At 67.4% G+C, this 17764-nt stretch carries 13 protein-coding genes; 5 read left to right on the top strand and 8 right to left on the bottom strand.

Annotated elements, in window-relative coordinates; genetic code table 11:
* Nucleotides 1-169 precede the first annotated feature (169 nt).
* Nucleotides 170-1552 (bottom strand): FAD-binding oxidoreductase, encoded by a 1383-nt coding sequence (locus tag ABEA81_RS20440; RefSeq protein ID WP_345606814.1) that lies wholly within the window; start codon nt 1550-1552, stop codon nt 170-172.
* Between the two features lie 609 nt (nt 1553-2161).
* Between ABEA81_RS20440 and ABEA81_RS20435 the strand changes: the two genes are divergently transcribed.
* Entirely contained in the window at nt 2162-2986 is an 825-nt protein-coding gene (locus ABEA81_RS20435) for an AfsR/SARP family transcriptional regulator (RefSeq protein WP_345606813.1), read from the top strand.
* A 218-nt stretch (nt 2987-3204) separates the two neighbouring features.
* Here the strand turns inward: ABEA81_RS20435 and ABEA81_RS20430 are convergent, their stop codons facing one another.
* The 5 genes from ABEA81_RS20430 to ABEA81_RS42720 form a co-directional block, all read right to left on the bottom strand.
* Complete coding sequence (locus ABEA81_RS20430) at nt 3205-4461, bottom strand: cytochrome P450 (RefSeq protein ID WP_345606812.1); 1257 nt, start codon at nt 4459-4461, stop codon at nt 3205-3207.
* Nucleotides 4458-5675, bottom strand: coding sequence for a cytochrome P450 (locus ABEA81_RS20425; RefSeq protein ID WP_345606811.1), 1218 nt, complete (start codon nt 5673-5675; stop codon nt 4458-4460). The genes ABEA81_RS20430 and ABEA81_RS20425 overlap by 4 nt, the downstream gene beginning before the upstream one ends.
* Before the next feature lie 103 nt (nt 5676-5778).
* Nucleotides 5779-6966: a cytochrome P450 gene (locus tag ABEA81_RS20420; RefSeq protein WP_345606810.1), complete on the bottom strand. Its 1188-nt coding sequence runs from the start codon at nt 6964-6966 to the stop codon at nt 5779-5781.
* Nucleotides 6966-8558: an FAD-dependent monooxygenase gene (locus ABEA81_RS20415; RefSeq protein ID WP_425570613.1), complete on the bottom strand. Its 1593-nt coding sequence runs from the start codon at nt 8556-8558 to the stop codon at nt 6966-6968. Before ABEA81_RS20415 ends, ABEA81_RS20420 begins: the two co-directional genes overlap by 1 nt.
* The gene (locus ABEA81_RS42720) at nt 8555-9037 is read right to left on the bottom strand and encodes a zinc-binding dehydrogenase (RefSeq protein ID WP_425570612.1); all 483 of its coding nucleotides are present in this window, start codon (nt 9035-9037) and stop codon (nt 8555-8557) included. The genes ABEA81_RS20415 and ABEA81_RS42720 overlap by 4 nt, the downstream gene beginning before the upstream one ends.
* Nucleotides 9038-10931: 1894 nt before the next feature.
* Between ABEA81_RS42720 and ABEA81_RS20405 the strand changes: the two genes are divergently transcribed.
* The 4 genes from ABEA81_RS20405 to ABEA81_RS20390 all read left to right on the top strand — a co-directional run bounded on the left by ABEA81_RS20405 (nt 10932) and on the right by ABEA81_RS20390 (nt 16050).
* Nucleotides 10932-11987 carry a PEP/pyruvate-binding domain-containing protein gene (locus ABEA81_RS20405; protein ID WP_345606838.1) on the top strand — a complete coding sequence of 352 codons (1056 nt, stop codon included), beginning with the start codon at nt 10932-10934 and terminating at the stop codon, nt 11985-11987.
* Nucleotides 11988-12033: 46 nt separating this feature from the next.
* Nucleotides 12034-13857, top strand: coding sequence for a PEP-utilizing enzyme (locus ABEA81_RS20400; protein ID WP_345606808.1), 1824 nt, complete (start codon nt 12034-12036; stop codon nt 13855-13857).
* Nucleotides 13858-14238: 381 nt separating this feature from the next.
* Nucleotides 14239-15441 (top strand): amidohydrolase family protein, encoded by a 1203-nt coding sequence (locus ABEA81_RS20395; protein ID WP_345606806.1) that lies wholly within the window; start codon nt 14239-14241, stop codon nt 15439-15441.
* Between the two features lie 360 nt (nt 15442-15801).
* Entirely contained in the window at nt 15802-16050 is a 249-nt protein-coding gene (locus tag ABEA81_RS20390; RefSeq protein ID WP_345606805.1) for a hypothetical protein, read from the top strand.
* Nucleotides 16051-16072: 22 nt separating this feature from the next.
* Here the strand turns inward: ABEA81_RS20390 and ABEA81_RS20385 are convergent, their stop codons facing one another.
* Both ABEA81_RS20385 and ABEA81_RS20380 read right to left on the bottom strand, forming a co-directional pair.
* The gene (locus tag ABEA81_RS20385; RefSeq protein WP_345606804.1) at nt 16073-16246 is read right to left on the bottom strand and encodes a hypothetical protein; all 174 of its coding nucleotides are present in this window, start codon (nt 16244-16246) and stop codon (nt 16073-16075) included.
* A 28-nt stretch (nt 16247-16274) separates the two neighbouring features.
* A complete protein-coding gene (locus tag ABEA81_RS20380) occupies nt 16275-17753 on the bottom strand; it encodes a ketol-acid reductoisomerase (RefSeq protein ID WP_345606803.1) in 1479 nt (492 codons plus the stop codon).
* Nucleotides 17754-17764 lie beyond the last annotated feature (11 nt).

The raw sequence follows: 17764 nt of genomic DNA, 5'->3' as shown, positions 1-17764 counted from the left end.
GGCCGCCCCGTCGGTCTGGACGACCTGGCCAGTAATTCAGGTCTGATGCGGGTCGAGGCTGTTGAGACTCGTCCTGGCCGCCACAGGGTCCACGCTGGGCGCGGCCGCGCAACGGTCGGGCCTTCGCATCCACCGCGCCAGAATTCCTCGTCTCGTCGGCTCGACACGATCACTCAGGTCGATCGAGCAGTACCCCAGGATTGAGGATGCCGTGCGGATCGAACGACTGCTTGATCCGGCGCATCAGCGCAACCGTATTCGGGTCGGTCAGCTCCAGGAAGTATCGCCTTTTGGCTTTCCCGATGCCGTGCTCCCCCGAGATCAGGCCACCGAGCTTCATGCCCGCCTCGAACAGCTCCCGCAGTAACGCCGACCGGACCAGGTCATCCGGCTGGAACACCGCGAAGTGCACGTTCCCGTCGCCGGCGTGGCCACAGCCGAGCACGGGGGAATCATACCGCTGGGCGATCTCGGCCGAGATGCGCAGGTACTCCGGAACGGAAGCTCTGGGCACCACCACATCGACGCTGTCATCTGCGCCGGCCGCCTTGGCGGCCCAAAACGCCTTTTCCCTCGCCTCGAGCAATCGGCGCGCGGCGGACCCGGGCAGCACGTACATGTCGACCGCGCCTAGTTCCGTGAGCAGCGTGCAGAGCCGCCCGGTGTCCTCCTCCAGCCGCTCGGTGCAGCTACCCTCCAGCATCACCAGCAGGTACGCCTTCGCGCTGTCCTTGATCTCGGCCGAAATACCCAGGTCCAACTGCTGAGACTGGGTAATTGCGGCCATCATGAACTCGTCGATGTACTCCAGGATCAGCGGGGCAAGACCGCTGGCCAACACCGGTGGCACCGCCCTGGCCACCTCTTCCACAGTGCGGAACGGGGCCAGCACGGTGGCCTGGTGCGGCAGCTGCGGGGAGAGCCGCAGGGTTGCTTCGGTGACCACCGCGAGGGTGCCCTCCGATCCGATGATCAGCTGGGCAAGGTCGTAGCCAGAGCTGGCCTTGGCCAGCTTGCCGCCGAGGCGGATGACCTCGCCGGTGGGCAACACCGCTTCCAGCCCGAGCACCTGGTGGCGGGTCACGCCGTAGCGCACGGCGCGCATCCCGCCCGCGTTGGTAGCCATGTTGCCGCCCACGCTGGAGCTCTGCTCGCCCGGGTACACCGGGTAAGTCAGCCGATGCGCCGACGCCGCCTCGTCCAGCTCGGTGAGCGTGACCCCTGGCTGGACCACCGCGACGTGGTTGTCTACGTCGATCTCCAGCACTCGGCTCATCCGCTCGAACGAGATCACCAGCCCGGCCGGCTCCGGGATTGCGGCACCGGACAACCCGGTGCCGCTGCCACGCGCCGTGACCGGCACATCCCACGCCGTGGCGATTCGGAGCACCTCCGAGACCTCCGCCGAACTGACCGGACGCACCACCACGGCGGGCGGCTCGGAGAGCATGGACAGTGCCTCGTCGTGCCCGAAGTCCTCGCTGATTCGCTCACCGGTAAGCACATGTTCCGCGCCGACCACCTCGGTCAGAGCCGTCACGAACTCGCTCATCGCCACTCCTCCCGTACCCCGGATCGGCAAGCCTCTCCCCAGGTTCGGTCGCGGGTGCCAACGTCGCGTAAATGGTTGATGAGCGGCAACTGCGTCCGTACGCCGGCACGGCGGTCCGGCTCGTGATCAACGTGCCGAAGGCGGGGCCTCTGCTCGACGGACCCGCCCCCCGTGTCGATCTCGGTCAACGATGATCCTTCGTGGCCAGAGCCATACTCCGGCTTGCCGGATCACCATCTCTCACACGATCTCGACCTGTGCCCAGACATGGAGCGGGCCGCGAGTTCGCTGCATGATTCGCCGCGTTCCGGTACCGCCGTCCGACGTCGAGCCTGGACCCGCTGGCGCGGTGCGCCCGCCGGCGGGCCGGCGGGTCGGGAGAGCCCAGCGCTGTTGGCGGTACTAGAACCAGAAGCACCCCCCCGGCGCCCGTCCCGCCAGGAGAGTGGTGGGTATGCAGGTGCCGCGTTGGAGTCCTACCGCTACGAAGGCGCGCGGAGATGTCCGCACCCCGCCTCAGTGGTCGAAATGCTTCCCGGCCGGAGGTGCCGGGGACGGGAGTCCGCACGTCGTACCGACGGGCCCGCCGCCTTCGAGCCAGGGACGGGTGTGATTTCTGTGACCTTCCGGTTTGAGCTGTTGGGGCCTATTCAGGCTCGCAACAACGATCGGGAACTGAACTTGGGAACCCCGCAGCAGTGTGCGGTGCTGGGCTTGTTGTTACTCGCCGAGGGCCGGTGGGTTTCTTTGGAGCGGATGATCGAGGCCCTCTGGGGGATGTCTCCTCCGGAGACGGCTTCGTCGGCCGTGCGGACGTACGTGTCGCGCTTGCGGGGATTACTGTCGGTGTGCGGCGATGAGTGTCGCATCAGGTCGGGCGGTGGCGGCTACCAATTGCCGGTGCCGTCCGACGCGTTGGATCTGGTTGAGTTCGACCGACGAGTCCGGCGCGGACGCGCGTTGCGTGAATCCGGCGACCGGCGCGCCGCGGTGGCGGAGTTGCGTCGGGCGCTCGCGCTGTGGCGAGGGGAGGCGCTGGGCGGGGCCCGTGGGGAATATGTCGAGGCCGAGCGGGACCGGCTGGAACGGCTGCGGCTGCTGTCGTTGCAGGAGCGGATCGAGCTCGATATCGAGCTTGGTCGGCATGCCGAAGTCCTACCGGATCTGGCGATGCTGACGCGGTCGCACCCGCTGCAGGAGCGGTTGCGTGAGCTGCAGATGCTCGCGCTGTATCGGGCAGGGCGGCAGGCCGAGGCGTTGCGGGTGTATCGGGACGTGTGGGAACTGCTCAATTCTCAGCTCGGTGTGGAACCGGACGCGGACTTGCGCAGGCTGCATGCCCAGGTGTTGCGTGCCGACCCGGCGTTGCGGCCCTGCGAGTCGTTGGCGGGGCGGTTGGAAATGGCCCGCCAGGACGGGGTTGGTGGGCCGTGAGCGGAAGCGGGCGCGGTTCGCAACCACGTTGCGCGACGGTTGTTCTCGCACGGCTCGGCCAGCATCGGCAGATCGACACTGCTGCGTCGGTTGGCCGAAAATGCGGCAGCGGTTGGGCGGCGCGTCGTCGCGGTGTCGTGTCCGCTCGTGGGCTCCTCTCCGGCGCTGGTCGGCGAACTCGCGCGGGTGCGGGCGCGAGCGGGGCGGTCGTCATCCTCCTACTGCCCTGCCGTTCCCATGCGAATGGGCAGGTGGTCGACGCCGCGGATGCCGTTGGCGGTGCCGATGGCCTCGGTCCAGACCGGTTCGCCTGCCGCCACCAGGTCCGGAAACCTGTCGTGGATCATGGTCAGCACGATGCTCATCTCGGCCCGCACCAGCGCCGCACCATTGCAGTAGTACGGGCCGTACCCCATGCTCAGCGTCGGCCTGTTGTCCCGCGACGGATCGAAACGATCCGGATCCGGGAAAACCGAAGGATCCCTGTTCGCCGCCGCGATCACCATCCGCGCCATCGCCCCCGCAGGCAACATCCGATCCCCGAACTCGATGTCGCGGGCCGCGATCCGCGGAATCGGCGTCAAGAGGATCACACTGTCGTACCGCAACACCTCCTCGACGAAAGCAGCCGCCTGCTGGTCGTCGCCACGCAACCAGTGCAGCTGGTCCGGATGATCCAGTATCGCCTGCATGCCACGGTCCAGCCCCGCCGCTGAACTGTCGAAACCGGTCATCCAGAGCACCCACAACAGCCCGAGGATCAACTTGTCGTCCGGACGCTCCAGATCGGTGTCGTGTGCGGCCACCAATGCCGTCATCAGATCGTCTCGAGGCGACCGGCGGCGATCAGCGATCACTCCGCGGAAGTAGGACTCCACCCGCTCGCTCGCTGCATCCGCCGCCTTCAACGCCTCCTCATCGACCGCCTCCAGGCCGCCCGCCACCTCGAGCACGTCCCGAGAGACACCGTGACGCTCGTCGCCATCCACCCCGAAGAGCTCCGCGAACACCTCGAACGTCAGGGGTCGCGACACCTCCTGGTGGAAGTCGACCGCTTCGCCGTCGTGCAACCGCTCGGCCATACCATCGATCAGCTGGGCGCACCTCAGCCGGATGCTCTCGCCCACCTGTGCAACGCGAGTGCGCGCCAGATCCCGGCTCATCATCCGACGCAACGAGGTGTAGCCGGGCTTGCTCTTGGCGGCGAAGCCGTCGAGCGCGACCTCCATCGCCGGATGACTCGCGGCCGCAGGGAACTGCCGCGCCAGATCCTCTCGGTCGGGGACCACGAGCGCATCCCCCGTGTTCCCGAGCGCCCAGTGCGCATCGGCATGCCGGCTGACCAGGAAGAATCCAGCCTCCGTTCGATGCACCGGCTCGTTCTCCCGCAACCAGCGCAACAACGGATACGGATTCCTGCGCGACTCCGGCGCCGCCAACCGTTCCAGAACATTCACTCCCGACGACTCGCTCACCGCGTGCCACCCATCCGGATCGGAAACCGGTCGAGCCCGCGGATGCCGTTGGCGGTGCCGATGGCCTCGGTCCAGACCGGTTCGCCTGCCGCCACCAGGTCCGGAAACCTGTCGTGGATCATGGTCAGCACGATGCTCATCTCGGCCCGCACCAGCGCCGCACCATTGCAGTAGTACGGGCCGTACCCCATGCTCAGCGTCGGCCTGTTGTCCCGCGACGGATCGAAACGATCCGGATCCGGGAAAACCGAAGGATCCCTGTTCGCCGCCGCGATCACCATCCGCGCCATCGCCCCCGCAGGCAACATCCGATCCCCGAACTCGATGTCGCGGGCCGCGATCCGCGGAATCGGCGTCAAGAGGATCACACTGTCGTACCGCAACACCTCCTCGACGAAAGCAGCCGCCTGCTGGTCGTCGCCACGCAACCAGTGCAGCTGGTCCGGATGATCCAGTATCGCCTGCATGCCACGGTCCAGCCCCGCCGCTGAACTGTCGAAACCGGTCAACCAGAGCACCCACAACAGCCCGAGGATCAACCGGTCGCCCCGACGGTCCACGTCTTCGTCATGAGCCGCCACCAACGCCGTCATCAGATCATCCCGAGGAGAACGTCGACGATCAGCGATCAACAGGCGGAAGTAGGACTCCACCCGCTCGCTCGCTGCATCCGCCGCCTCCAGCGCCTCCGTACTCACGGCTTCCAATGCACAGGCGGTCGCCAGCACGTCAGTCGCGACACAATCGCGTTCGACCTCGTCGATACCGAACAGCTCGGCAAACACCGCCAACGTCAGTGGCCGCGATACCTCCTGGTGGAAGTCGACCGCCTCGCCGTCGTGCAACCGCTCGGCCATACCATCGATCAATTGGGCGCCCTTGACCAGGATGCTCTCTCCTACCCGCGCAACTCGCGAGCGGGCCAGATCTCGACTCATCATCCGACGCAGCGCCGCATAACCCGGCCTGAGCATCGCACCGAAGATCTCGAGCGCGGTCCCGATCGCCGCATGGTCGCCAGCCGCGGGGAACTGCCGCGCCATTTCCTCCCGGTCCGGAACGACGAGTGCATCACCCGTCCGACTCAACGCCCATTGCACATCGGCGTGGCGACTGATCAGGAAGAACCCCGCCTCCGTACGATGCACCGGCTCGTTCTCCCGCAACCAACGCAACAACGGATACGGATTCCCCCGCAACTCCGGGGCCGCCAACCGCTCAAGAACATCTCTATCTGACGTCTCATTCATCTGATCCGCACCCCTCCACTCTTTCGATGCCACCCGCGGGAGCAGTCGCCACACCCATTGCTCACCGCTATACCCGCACCCGCGCCCGCAGTGGAAATCGAACTGGGCCGTGGAAGATGATGTCATTGCCGTAACACACCGGTTCATCGGCGCGACTCATCTCGGGCATTGCTTTCAACAGTGCCGCCAGCCCGATCTCCGCCTCGGTCCTCGCCAGATTCGCGCCGAGGCAGTAGTGGATGCCGGCTCCGAACCCGCTGTGCCGGCCGACCGCACGATCGAGACGGAGCTCGTCGGGATCCGGAAAACGCAGTGGGTCACGGTTGGCCGAGCCAATGACCGGCACCACCTTGTCGCCCGGGCGGATGGTCTTGCCACCGAGCGAGAAGTCCCGGTATGCCCACCGGCTGACCATCTGCACCGGGGGGTCGTATCGCACGAGTTCGTCGACCACCACCGGTAGCAACTCCGGCTCTGAGCGCAGTCGGTCGACGAGGTCGCGGGCGTCCAGCAGGATCAGTACCGATTTGCTGATGAGGTTGGTAGTCGTCTCGTGACCCGCGGTCAGCAGGTGCACGCACGTGCCGACGATCTCCTCGGTCGTCGCCTCGCCGCGCTGCTGCGCTCCCGCCATCAGCGAGACCAGGTCTTCGCGCGGGTCGCCCCTGCGCGCCTCGAGTTGCTCGCCGAAGTACTCCTCGAGATCGTGAGCCGCCTGGTCGGCCCGATCGACACCATCGGCCCGATGGCCGATACGGGCCGAGCTCGCCTCCTGCAGCCACATCGCGCGCTGCCGCAACCACATCCGATGTTCCGCCGGCACGCCAAGCAGCTCGGAGATCACCAGAACCGGGAACGGGGCCGCGAACTCTTCGACGAAGTCGACCATCGGTGTGCTGCTTATGTGAGCGACCAGTTCGGCGGCGATTGCGGCGATCCGACCCCGCAGGCCCGCGACGACCGCTGGCGCGAACTCCGCGCTGACCATTCTTCGCAGCTCGGTGTGTCGCGGCGGGTCCAGGAACACCAGCCAGTTCTGCACGATCCGATGCAAAGCTGCTCGCTCCGGATTGACCGGCGCACCGGGGCCACGTCCGAAATCCGGACTCCGTAGGACGGTGTCGACGTCATCGAAGCCGAAGACGTACCAAGCGTCGCCGTCCCCGCGTTGAACCGGGTCTTGATCGCGATAACGCCGATACACCGGGTACGGGTCGGCCAGATCATGTGGCTGCCACCCCCGAATGCTGAACATCAGGCTGCCCCGCGCACCACATCGGCCAGCTTCCCGGGGTCATCCGGCGCACGGTCACCGCGCCACGCCACGTGCCCGTCCGGCCGCACGAGGACGAAAGGAAAGCGGTATAGTTTCGCGATCTCCGCGTCCTCGCACCTGGTGACCTCCAGCGGAACCCGACGTTCGGCGAACGCGCGCTCGACGCCGTCGAGGCGGTCGCTGCCGTCGAAGCACAGCAGCACGAACCCACGACCGAACAGATCGAGCGTGGAGACCCCCGGCCGAACCCAAGCATGGGCGGCGCGGAACCCAGGATCGCTGCCCGGCCGCCAATCTGCCGAGATGTCGACGCTCTCACCGACCACGAGAGGCGAGGAGTAGCCGTGCCCGAAATGCACGTTCGGCGCGTCGAACTCGCTGCGCGCGCCACCTTTCTGCAGTCGGCTGGCCATTTCCGCGCGGGCCTGTTCCCCTTCCGGGGTTGCCGCCCGCAGATCGGCTGGAAGCTCACGATTCATCGTCCGGCGCAGGTTCGTGTTGGCCGCCTCCAGGCTCCTGAGCGCGACGGGCCGGCGCTCGGTCTCGTAGCTGGCCAACATCCCGCTCCCAGCCCAGCCTGACAGCTCGGCGCCGAGCTTCCAGCCCAGGTCGGCGGCGTCACCGATACCCGTGTTCAGGCCGAATCCCCCGGAGGGGGAGAGCGTGTGCGCCGCGTCACCGGCGAGGAGGACCCGACCGTGTCGATAGCGGTCGGCCACTCGATGGGTGAGGTGCCAGGTGCTGTCGGACAGCAACTCGGTCGGTGTGTCGAACGCGATCGCATCCTCGACGAGGGACGCGGGGTCGTCGTCGCCGGAGACCACCATGTTGAAGGTGTCCCTGCCGTCGAGAGAGCGCAGTGTGTAGCGCAGGGCGGCCGACAGCATCAAGAAATAGACCATCGCGGGCCGGCGGCCCTGCGCGGCCAACTGCCTCGGCAGTTCGGGCGCGCGGAAGAGGATGTTCCGGAACACCTGCGCCTCGTGCCGCGCCGGAGCGTCAATACCGCATGCCGTGCGTATCGGCGAGGCCGCACCGTCACAGGCGACGAGGTAGCTGGCGCGGACGGTGAACGACTCGGCGGTCGTCATGTCGGTGATCGACGCGGTGACTCCGTCGTCGTCCTGCTCGAAGCCACCCACCCGGTGACCCAGTCGTAACGGACCGTCGGGATACGTCCCGACAGCCCTCATCAGAAGAGGGTTGAGCCAGTGCGCCGGACAGATCTGGTCAGGCTCCGGGGTGTGCCTGAGCTCCGGCCGAGTGTCCGCGGTGCCCCGTTCGAACCGATAGATCTCGTACCCGCCGACCTGGGTCACCCAGGCGACGTCCAGCGGGTGGTCGCCCGGCCAACCGGCACTGCGGATCTCACCGGCGAGACCCCAGCGGCGGAACAGCTCCATCGATCGCGGGCCGACCGTGCTCACCTTCGGGTGGCGCACCTTCCCGTCGCTGGCGTCGACAACCATGCAGTCGACATTCCGCTGCGCGAGGTCGAGTGCGAGCGCCATCCCCACCGGGCCGCCGCCGACGACCAGAACCTGGGTTGTCTCCTGGCGTAGGCCTGTCAATCCATTCCCCTTTCCTCGGCATCCGCTCGGAAGTAGTCCGGTTTCCCGCCGAAGTGCTGAACCATCAGCTGCCGCATCATTGAATAGCAGTCGTTGAACAGATCGTGCGGTTCGCGCGCACGATCTCGATGACCACATCCCTGCCCCGCGCCCGTAACCAGGTCGAGCTCCCTGATGTATCTCAAGGTGTACCGATGCCTGGTCGATATGCGCATGGCACCTGGCTCGGCATAGGGCGCCGACGACCCTGATCCGAACCGATGGGTATGAATACGGCCGCCGCGCCCCGGGTCCGTGAAGGTGTGCGTCGCTCCCAACTCCCGGGCCTTCTCCAGCTTGAACGGCACGGGGTCGACCACGACGACGTTCTGCGCCCCGGCAGAGAACGCACCCTGCACCGGGTTGGCTCCGACGCCCCCGCAGAACCGGAAGCTGTCGTCCAGCAGCATGCCACTGAACGCCGTTGCGGCCTGCGTCACAGAGATTCTGGCGGCCTTCCCCCGTGAGACCGGCGGAGCACGACGGCCTCGCCCAGCTCCTGACCCGCCAGACGCCAGCGGAGGTCCGGATGCGCCCGGAGGATCCGGGGTCCAGAACTCACCGGCGACGTCTTTTAGCTCCTCGCCGGAGAAATCGTGAACCTGCACGACCCTCTCCTGCGCTGCCATGCCGCCACGATTCATTCCGCGTCACCGGGGGCGAAAGACGGCGCTGCCACTAGCAGCCGCACCACCAGGCCGTGTTCCAGCCTGCGAGCTGCCTTTTTACTGGACCAGGCGTGCGAGCGTGGCTGGATGAGTTCGGGCCCGCGGACCCGGACGACCTCCCGCCCAATCCACGAAGAGCCCTGACGAGGAGCGATCGATGCTCGCCCGCACGAGCGATTTCAAGTAGTCGCGCTCGGCGCCGGTCCCCGTGACCCGGACAACTTGATCGGCCCGCACACCCGCGTGCTCGGCGGCTTGGGGACCACCGTCCTCCCTGCGTTCGTCAACAGCACGATCACCTGATGATCACCGACCGCACACGCGCTCCCCGTGCCGGTCTCACCTGCCCCTACGACCGGCGAGCTCGTCGCGGCCGTCCGGGAGCGCGCCCGGCCGACGCCCCGGGCGAACGGCTCGTCATCGCCGGTGACGGGCACGAAGCACACCTCGTCGAGTGTCGGATGCCGACCGGGGTGAACTCGACGCGGCGACAAGCGACCCTTCCGTGCCAGCCATCCGCAGCCCGTAGTGCGCAAACCCCTCCGGCCGGTATGTGACCTGGGGTTCAGGTGCGGTTCAGCGGCTCGTCGGTACTCGTTGATCATCCGCCGCCGTCGGCAAGCAGTACCGCGCAATTGGTCAGGACCCGGCCCGGCACTTTCGCGCATTCAGGACCGTGTTTGCCAAAATCAAGTCCCTACTGGGACAGCCGGGCCAACCATACGGGTTCAGCTGTGGTCACGGAACGAGCTCTGATCGGAGGCTGGGTGCGGCGGGTCAGATCATTGTGCGCACCTGCACGGCGTGAATGGCCAGCTGATATGCGGACTGGCCCCGACGACCGACTGCCACTTCCGAGTGACCTGCACGTCTCGCTCGACCGCGACCTGGGGATCGCCGACACCTACCCGTCGTCCTCGTCGCACCGGATGAGATCGAATGAACGGGAGGAGGAACTCGCGCGCCGCTGGTAGCGCGGCTACTAGTGGCGGCGCCAACTTCGACCTCGGCCGTCAGGGATGGACAGTGAGTGCATGAAAAGAAGTGGGATCACGAGGACGCTGACGGAGGACGCGGTACTACGGGCGGCTGCATGCCGGCAGTGATCGCTGCCGTGGGTGCAATCAGGGCGCGTCGCCAATCCGGTCCCACCATGTGCGCCCGCACATCGTTCACCTGTGGCTCGCCCACGAATCGAAAGCCGGTGCGATGACAACGTTTGACCTCGAACTGATCGAGAACCTGGAGCGCGCGTCCGCGCTCGTCCTCTCGACCTAGGGCGAACATGACGAAAGCGGAAGGCTGAGCCCGTTCGACTCGGTGATCCATCAGCCCGGACTTTTATCCGCGGCCCGCGCTCTCCCCGCTCGCACCCCCGAGGACGTGCCGGCACTCAGGCCGTGACCGCGAAGTAGCCGCCTGTCATTTTTTGAGATTTACCTGACCTGCGAAAAGGTGATTCTGACTGCCGTTCGACACCGACGACGAGGCCGTCGCGCTCGCCAACGACTCCGTGCACTGCCTGGCCGCCACATTGTGGACCAACAACGTGGACCGGGCCCACCGGGTCGCCCAGAGTCTCGACGTCGGGTTTGCCTGGGGTGAACACCTGGAGGCCGCGCGACCTGACCAAGACGACCGATCCAACGATCAACCGGAGCCGCACGTGACCGCCCCGTACATCGTCCGCATCGACAACGCCGGGGGCGCCGACGCCGACCTGCTTGGCGGGAAGGGCGCGAGCCTGGCCCGGCTCACCGACGCCGGCCTGCGGGTACCGCCTGGTTTCGTCGTCTCGACCCAGGCCTACCGGCACGCGGTTCTCGACGGTATCCGCGACCAGCTCGATGCGGCCGTCGCGGCCGTCCCGGCCCACGCGTCCTCGGACGAGATGGACGCCGCGTGCGCCCGGGTCCGCGCGCTCGTCGCGGCCGTCGAGCTCGACGAGGCGGTCGCCGAGAGCATCCACGAGGCGTACCTGGCGCTCGGCGACGACGTCGCCGTCGCCGTGCGGTCGTCGTCAGCTGTCGAGGACTCCGTCGAGCACAGCTTCGCCGGCGAGCACGACACCTACCTGTGGGTGCGCGGCGTCGACGAGGTCATCGCGCGGGTGCTCGACTGCTGGGCCAGCATGTTCACCACGCGCGCGATGGAGTATCGGCGCAAGGCGGGCCTGTCCGGCGGTGGCGACGCGATGGCCGTCGTCGTCCAGGAGATGGTCGAGGCCCGCGCGGCCGGCGTGTTCATGACGCTCGACCCCGAGAACGGCGACCGCTCCAAGATCGCGGTCGAGGCGATCTGGGGCCTCGGGGAACCCCTGGTCTCCGGCACCGCGACGCCCGACAGCTTCAAGATCGACAAGGTCACCGGCGAGGTCGTGCACCGGTCGGTCGTCGACAAGCCGATCGAGATGGTGCGCGCCGAGCACGGCACCGGGACGGCGACCGTCGAGGTCGCGGCCGACCGCCGCGAGACCCAGTCGCTCACCGAGGACGAGCTCGCCGAGCTGCTGCGGCTGGCCCGGATCGTCGAGAAGCACTTCGGCTGCCCGCAGGACGGCGAGTTCGCGATCAAACAGGGCGGCGGCGCGGACAGCGTCTATCTGGTCCAGTCCCGCCCGGAGACGGTCTGGTCACATCGTTCCGTGGAAAAGGCGTCGACGGGGGCGACTCTCATGGATTCGATCCTGTCCCACCTCGTTCCCGACCGCGACGCGAAGTAGGGCTTCGCGAGTTATCCCACCTCTCCCGCCTCACAGGAGCCGAACGATGAGCGACAACAAGTTCCCGAGCCCGTTCGAGATCGAGACACCGCCCGGTGCCGAGGGCTGGCAGAAGATGTACAACTGGTACCACCTCTTCGGCGAGGAGCGCCGGGAGCTCGACGAGAACCGATTCTGGTTCGCCGACCGGCTGCACCACCCGGACGTCATGCACCCGTACGACGAGATCCAGTGCGAGTGTTGGTGGCAGGCACTGGGTGCGTTCAACACCCGCATCTTCGCGATGCCTCCGGCGCACGGTGTCGACCAGCGGATCCTCAACGGCCGGCTCTTCATCACCGCGGTCGCGGCGCCCGCGGAGGACATCCCGGCCCGCGCCGAGGAGTTCGCCGGCCGCGCGTCGCACTACTACGAGAACTGGGAGTCCATCTACATCGGGTGGAAGGCGAAGGTCACCGCCAAGCTCCACGAGATCCGCGCGATCGAGTTCGCTCCGCTGCCGAACCTCGAGCCGGTCGAGACCGTCGAGCAGCACGTCGGCCACAGCGCCGGTTTCCGCATGGTACGTGATTTCGAGCGTCTCGTTACCACGATGTACGAGACGTACCAGTACCACTTCGAGATGCTGAACATCGGCTACGCCGCCTACCTGAACTTCTTCCAGCTCTGCAAGTCCGCGTTCCCGGGAATCGGCGACCAGTCGATCGCCCAGATGGTCGGCGGTCTGCAAGTCGACCTCTACCGACCGGACGACGAGCTGCGCCGATTGGCCAAGGAGGCCGAGCGGCTGGGCATCGCCGAGACGGTGCTCGACGGGTCGATGAACGTCGAGCAGCTGTTCGAGCGGCTGTCGGACGACCCGAACGGCAAGGCGTGGGTCGCCGACTGGAACGCCACGTCCGACCCGTGGTTCGTCATCAACACCGACCCTGGTCACCCCGGCGGCTACCACACGTACGACACCTGGGCCGACATTCCCGACATCCCGATGGTGTCGGTGCGGGAGTACCTGCGTCGGTTCCGCGGCGGCCAGAACATCGACCGCGACACCGCGGGCGTGCTGCGCGAGCGTGACCGCATCACGGCCGAGTACCGCGACCTGATGTCGACCGAGGACCACGCGGCGTTCGACCAGGCCGTTGCGCTCGCCCGGCTCGTGTTCCGCTACATCGAGGAGCACGTCCTCTACATCGAGCACTGGATGTGGGCGACGTTCTGGCGGAAGTCGAAGCAGCTCGCCCGCACGATGGCCGCGATGGGCTACTTCGACGAGGCGGAGGACATGTTCTTCCTGCGCCGCGGCGAGGTCACCGAGGCCATCTACGACCTCGTCGTCGGCTGGTCGGTCGGCACCGCCCCGCGCGGGCCGGGCTACTGGCGGCCGATCATCGAGGAGCGCAAGGGCATCTTCGAGGCGCTCAAGGCCTGGGAGCCGCCGCCCGCCCTGGGCCCGCCGCCGGAGGAGGTCAACGAGCCCCTGACCGTCATGCTGTGGGGCATCAACAGTGACCTGGTCCGCGAGTGGGGCCAGAACGACGAGGGCGACGGCAAGACCCTGCGCGGTGTGGGCGCCTCGACGGGTGTCGTCGAGGGCCGGGCGCGCGTGCTCAAGCACGTCAGCGAGATGAGCTCGGTGCAGTCGGGTGAGATCCTGGTGTGTCCCGCGACCTCGCCGGCCTGGGCGCCGATCTTCACCCGGATCGCGGCCACGGTCTCCGACGTCGGCGGGATCATGAGCCACACCGCGATCGTCTGCCGCGAGTACGGGATACCCGCCGTCGTCGGCACCGGCAACGCGGTCGCGACCATCACCACCGGCCAGCGCCTGCGGGTGGACGGCAACTCCGGGGTCGTCACGCTTCTGGACTGATGCCCCCGGACCGGCCACACGGGCCCGAACGCCTGCACCACGTGGACCGACCCCGACTGACGTTTGCCGGCGAGATGCTGCTCGCCTCGGTGTCGGACTCGACTCAACCCGACAAAGCACTACTGGCGATCCGGACCAGCCCACGGTCGACTAGCCCCCGTGGTTATCGCACCCATGAGGTCTCCGGTGGTGATGGTCAGCTCGCCGACTAGTAGCGCCGCCGCTCTGGTAGCAGCACTGCTAGTTGCAACGCCCTCTTGGTCCGCGGCCATACGGCGCGGAGGATCGAACGTGGACACCAGCCCGTTCACGCTATCCTCCGATCAGCGGGTGCAGCAGACATAAGCATTTCGGGTGGCGGGCAGGCGTGCGGAGGACAGAATGAGTCGAACCGTGATCGCCGGGGCCCGGGTCTTCGACGGCCAGGACATTCTCGGAACAGTCGACATCCATGTGGAGAACGGAATAGTCACCGCAGTCGGGGACGCGGGCCATGAAGGCTCCGAAGTCGTTGATGCCGCTTGCGCGACCCTTCTTCCGGGCTTGATCGACAGCCACAGCCATACCGCCGATGATCAGTCGCTGCGTCAGGCCATCCACTTCGGAGTCACGACCGAACTCGACCTGGGAGCTCTCCCCGAGCTCATGGTCGCGCTGCGCCGCCGAGCGGCCCGGAACACCGAGATGGCCGATGTCAGGAGCGCGCTCATCCCGCTGACGCCGCCCGGCAGACATCCACACCGGCTCCGGAAGAACCTGGACGATCCCGATTGGCCGACGGCCACGACGGCCGCGGCCGTGCCCCGATTCGTCAGCGAGCGGGTCGCCGAAGGCGCCGACTACATCAAAGCCGTCGTCGAGGACGGTCATGCGCTGAATACGCCCGTTCCCGCCCTGCCCGAGGAACTGATCAAGGCGGCCGTCGTGGCAGCCCACGAGCAGGACCGGATCGTCATTGCGCACGCACTTGCCCTCCACGCCGCCGTCCGAGCGGTGAACGCCGGAGTCGACGGGTTGTCGCACCTCTTCCTCGACCGACCGCACACACCCGAGCTGATCGCAGAGATCGCATCACGGGACATCTTCGTCATCCCAACCATGACGGCACTCGCCTCGATCGCCGGGGTGCCCGCAGGAGCGGAGCTGGCAGCACACGAGCGGGTCCACCCCCATCTGACCGCGCCGCTGCTGGAGAACCTCAAAGGCGCTCGGAACGCCCTGCCGAAAAAGCACTTCGATTACGCGCTCGCCAGCCTCGCCGCACTGCGAGAAGCCGGGGTCGACGTGCTGGCCGGAACGGATGCGGCCAACGCCGAGGTCCCCGGTACAGCGCACGGCGCCAGCATGCACGACGAGTTGAGGCTGCTCGTCCTCGCGGGATTCTCCACCATCGAGGCCCTGCGCGCGGCAACGTCCTTGCCTGCGCATCGGTTCGGGTTGGACGATCGAGGACGCATCGCCCCTGGCATGCGCGCCGACCTGCTCCTCGTCGACGGCGACCCCGTGACGAGCATCGGGGACACCTTGACAGTGCGGCGCGTCTGGCGGGAGGGCGTGGCACTGTCAACCCGGGCCGGACGGTGAGGGGCGATCCCGTTGAACGGCACGTGGCGCGTCACCGCCAGCCGCACCGCCAGCCGCGTCACCGATCTCCGTGGAACTGACAGCTAGTGGCTCGACACGCGGTGTGTCGACAGGCAATTGATCTGGCCTGCTGGTCTCGGGAGGCTGCCGCACGTCGAGTGCGGGAGGTGGTCGTGGCGCGCAGACCGAGCGTGGTCGCGCGGCCGTTGTCGATGGACGAGGGCCGCAAGCGCTGGATCGAATTCCTCGACCTGCTCAAGGCGCTGCGCGCCCGCCGGCCGGGCGAGACGCTCTACGTGGTCTGCGACAACTCTCCCCGCACCGCCACGCCCGTGTCCGCGACTCCTGCGTCCGCGACTGGTGCGCCGCGAACGCGGTCGAATTGGTGTTCCTGCCAACCACGGCTCGTGGTCGAACTGGACCGAGGCCCAGTTCGCCGCGCTGCGCTACTTCGCCCTCGACGGCACCGACCACCGCGGCCACCAGGAGCAGAACGCCGCCGTCGCCAGCTACGTCCGCCGGCGCAACGCCCGCGCACAACCCAAGACCGGCTTCGCCGTCAACTCACCAATCCGGGCCTGGACGAGTTACCCGGTCAAGGCTGCGTGACAAGCCACTAGCTCGACGCGCGCTACTCGTCCCGGGTGCCGTCGGCTTCGTCCTCAATTCCAATCAACCGCCGCAGGAGTCCCTTCGGCTGCGCTTGCTCACTCGGAGTGAGGCGGGCGAATACGATCTCTTCGGCGAGACGCGCCTCGGACATCGTTTCGCGGACGAGCCCCAGGCCTTCGTTGGTGATCGTCATCAGTTTGCGGCGACGGTTGTGCCGTTCGTCATCCCACGTAGATGTCGACGGAGGGCCGTAGTTCAGCACACACGCGCAGCACGTCGTGCAGGACGTGGCCCTCGAAGGCGTCGAAGGAGGTGCGGTCGACCGGCTCCTTGCTGTCGATCGCGGGGTAAGCCTGCTGGGTGAGCAGGTAGTCGAAACGCGGTGCCCATTTGCGGGCGCCGAGCCGTGCGGTGGTCGAACAGTTGTCGACCATGTAGGCCACACCGCGCGCATGCATGTACGGGTTGAGTGAGTCCACGGCCTCGATGACCGATTCGTTCGCGATCTCCGAGTAGGGGTGACCGAACTCGATCAGGGTGTCGACCTGGGCCATCATCACCCCGCAGAACACTCCCGCGGTGAACGGGTCGAGCGGTATCTCCGAGGGCACCCGGTCGGCCCTGACCTTCTGGCCGACCTGCCACATGGTGGCATCGTCGATCTTGCCCATCGGGAATCGGGCCAGTCGCCGGCCGGCCATGACGACGCCGCTGATCTCGTTCCCGGATCGCACCTCGTCGTAGATCTCGTGGGTCAGCTCGAGCCCGACCGGGTAGGCCGCCGAGTAGGCGTCGGCGAAGACCTCTCGCCCGTCGGCGTCGAGACTGCGGTACAGCCCGTCCAGGCCGCTCTTGGAGATGAGGGACGAGATCGGCCCGGTGACCGACTCGGCGGAGTGCCGGAACGCGTCGTGCTCGCTGAGGCCCTGGTCCCGGTACCGGCGGTAGAGGCTCTCCACGATGCCGTGCACGCCGGCGAGCAGGACCGCGCGTTCACCCGAGAGGTCGGACAGGTACTCGGAATGCAGGGTGGTCTGGAACGTGTACGGAGCGCCCAGCGCGACCGACCAGCCCAGTGCCCGGTCGGTCGCGTGCCCGGTGCGGTCCTGGTGCACCGCGAAGCTGGCGTTGATCCCGGCGCCGTTCACGTCGGCCCCCTGCACGTACAGTGCGCGGACCGACGCGCCCATGCCCTTCGGGCAGACGGCGATGACATCGACGTCGGTCGGGAAACCGGCACCGATCTGGGAGAGGTGGCCGAGCAGGAACCCGTGCGAGAGCCCCAGCGTGGTACCGGGTCGCAGCGCGGCGAACACCTGCTCGTACAGCGTGGCGAGCGCGGAGTCTGCGATCAGTAGGAGCACCATGTCGGAGGCGGCGATGACCTCGTACATCTCGCCCAGGGTGCCGTCCTGCTCGCAGAACCCGGCGGCGCGCGCCTCCTGCATCGAGCTCGACCCCTCGCGCAGGCCGACGGTCACCCTGACGGTGTTCCCGAGCGAGTCGCGCAGGTTCTGCGCCTGCGCGGAGCCCTGCGGGCCCCACCCGATCACGCCGATCTGGCGGACGCCGTCGAACGCCTGAGGAAGCCGTTCGAACAGGTGCCGACCGCCGCGCACGATGGCCTCGCGGCGGTCACCGAGCGTGATGTACTCCTTGTCGAAGACCGAGGTCTCGAAATCCAGCGTCTGGTCCTGCATCGTGCTTGCTC

The organism is Pseudonocardia adelaidensis (assembly GCF_039543345.1).
Classification (GTDB): Bacteria; Actinomycetota; Actinomycetes; order Mycobacteriales; family Pseudonocardiaceae; genus Pseudonocardia; species Pseudonocardia adelaidensis.
This window is presented reverse-complemented; position numbering and strand designations above follow the sequence as displayed.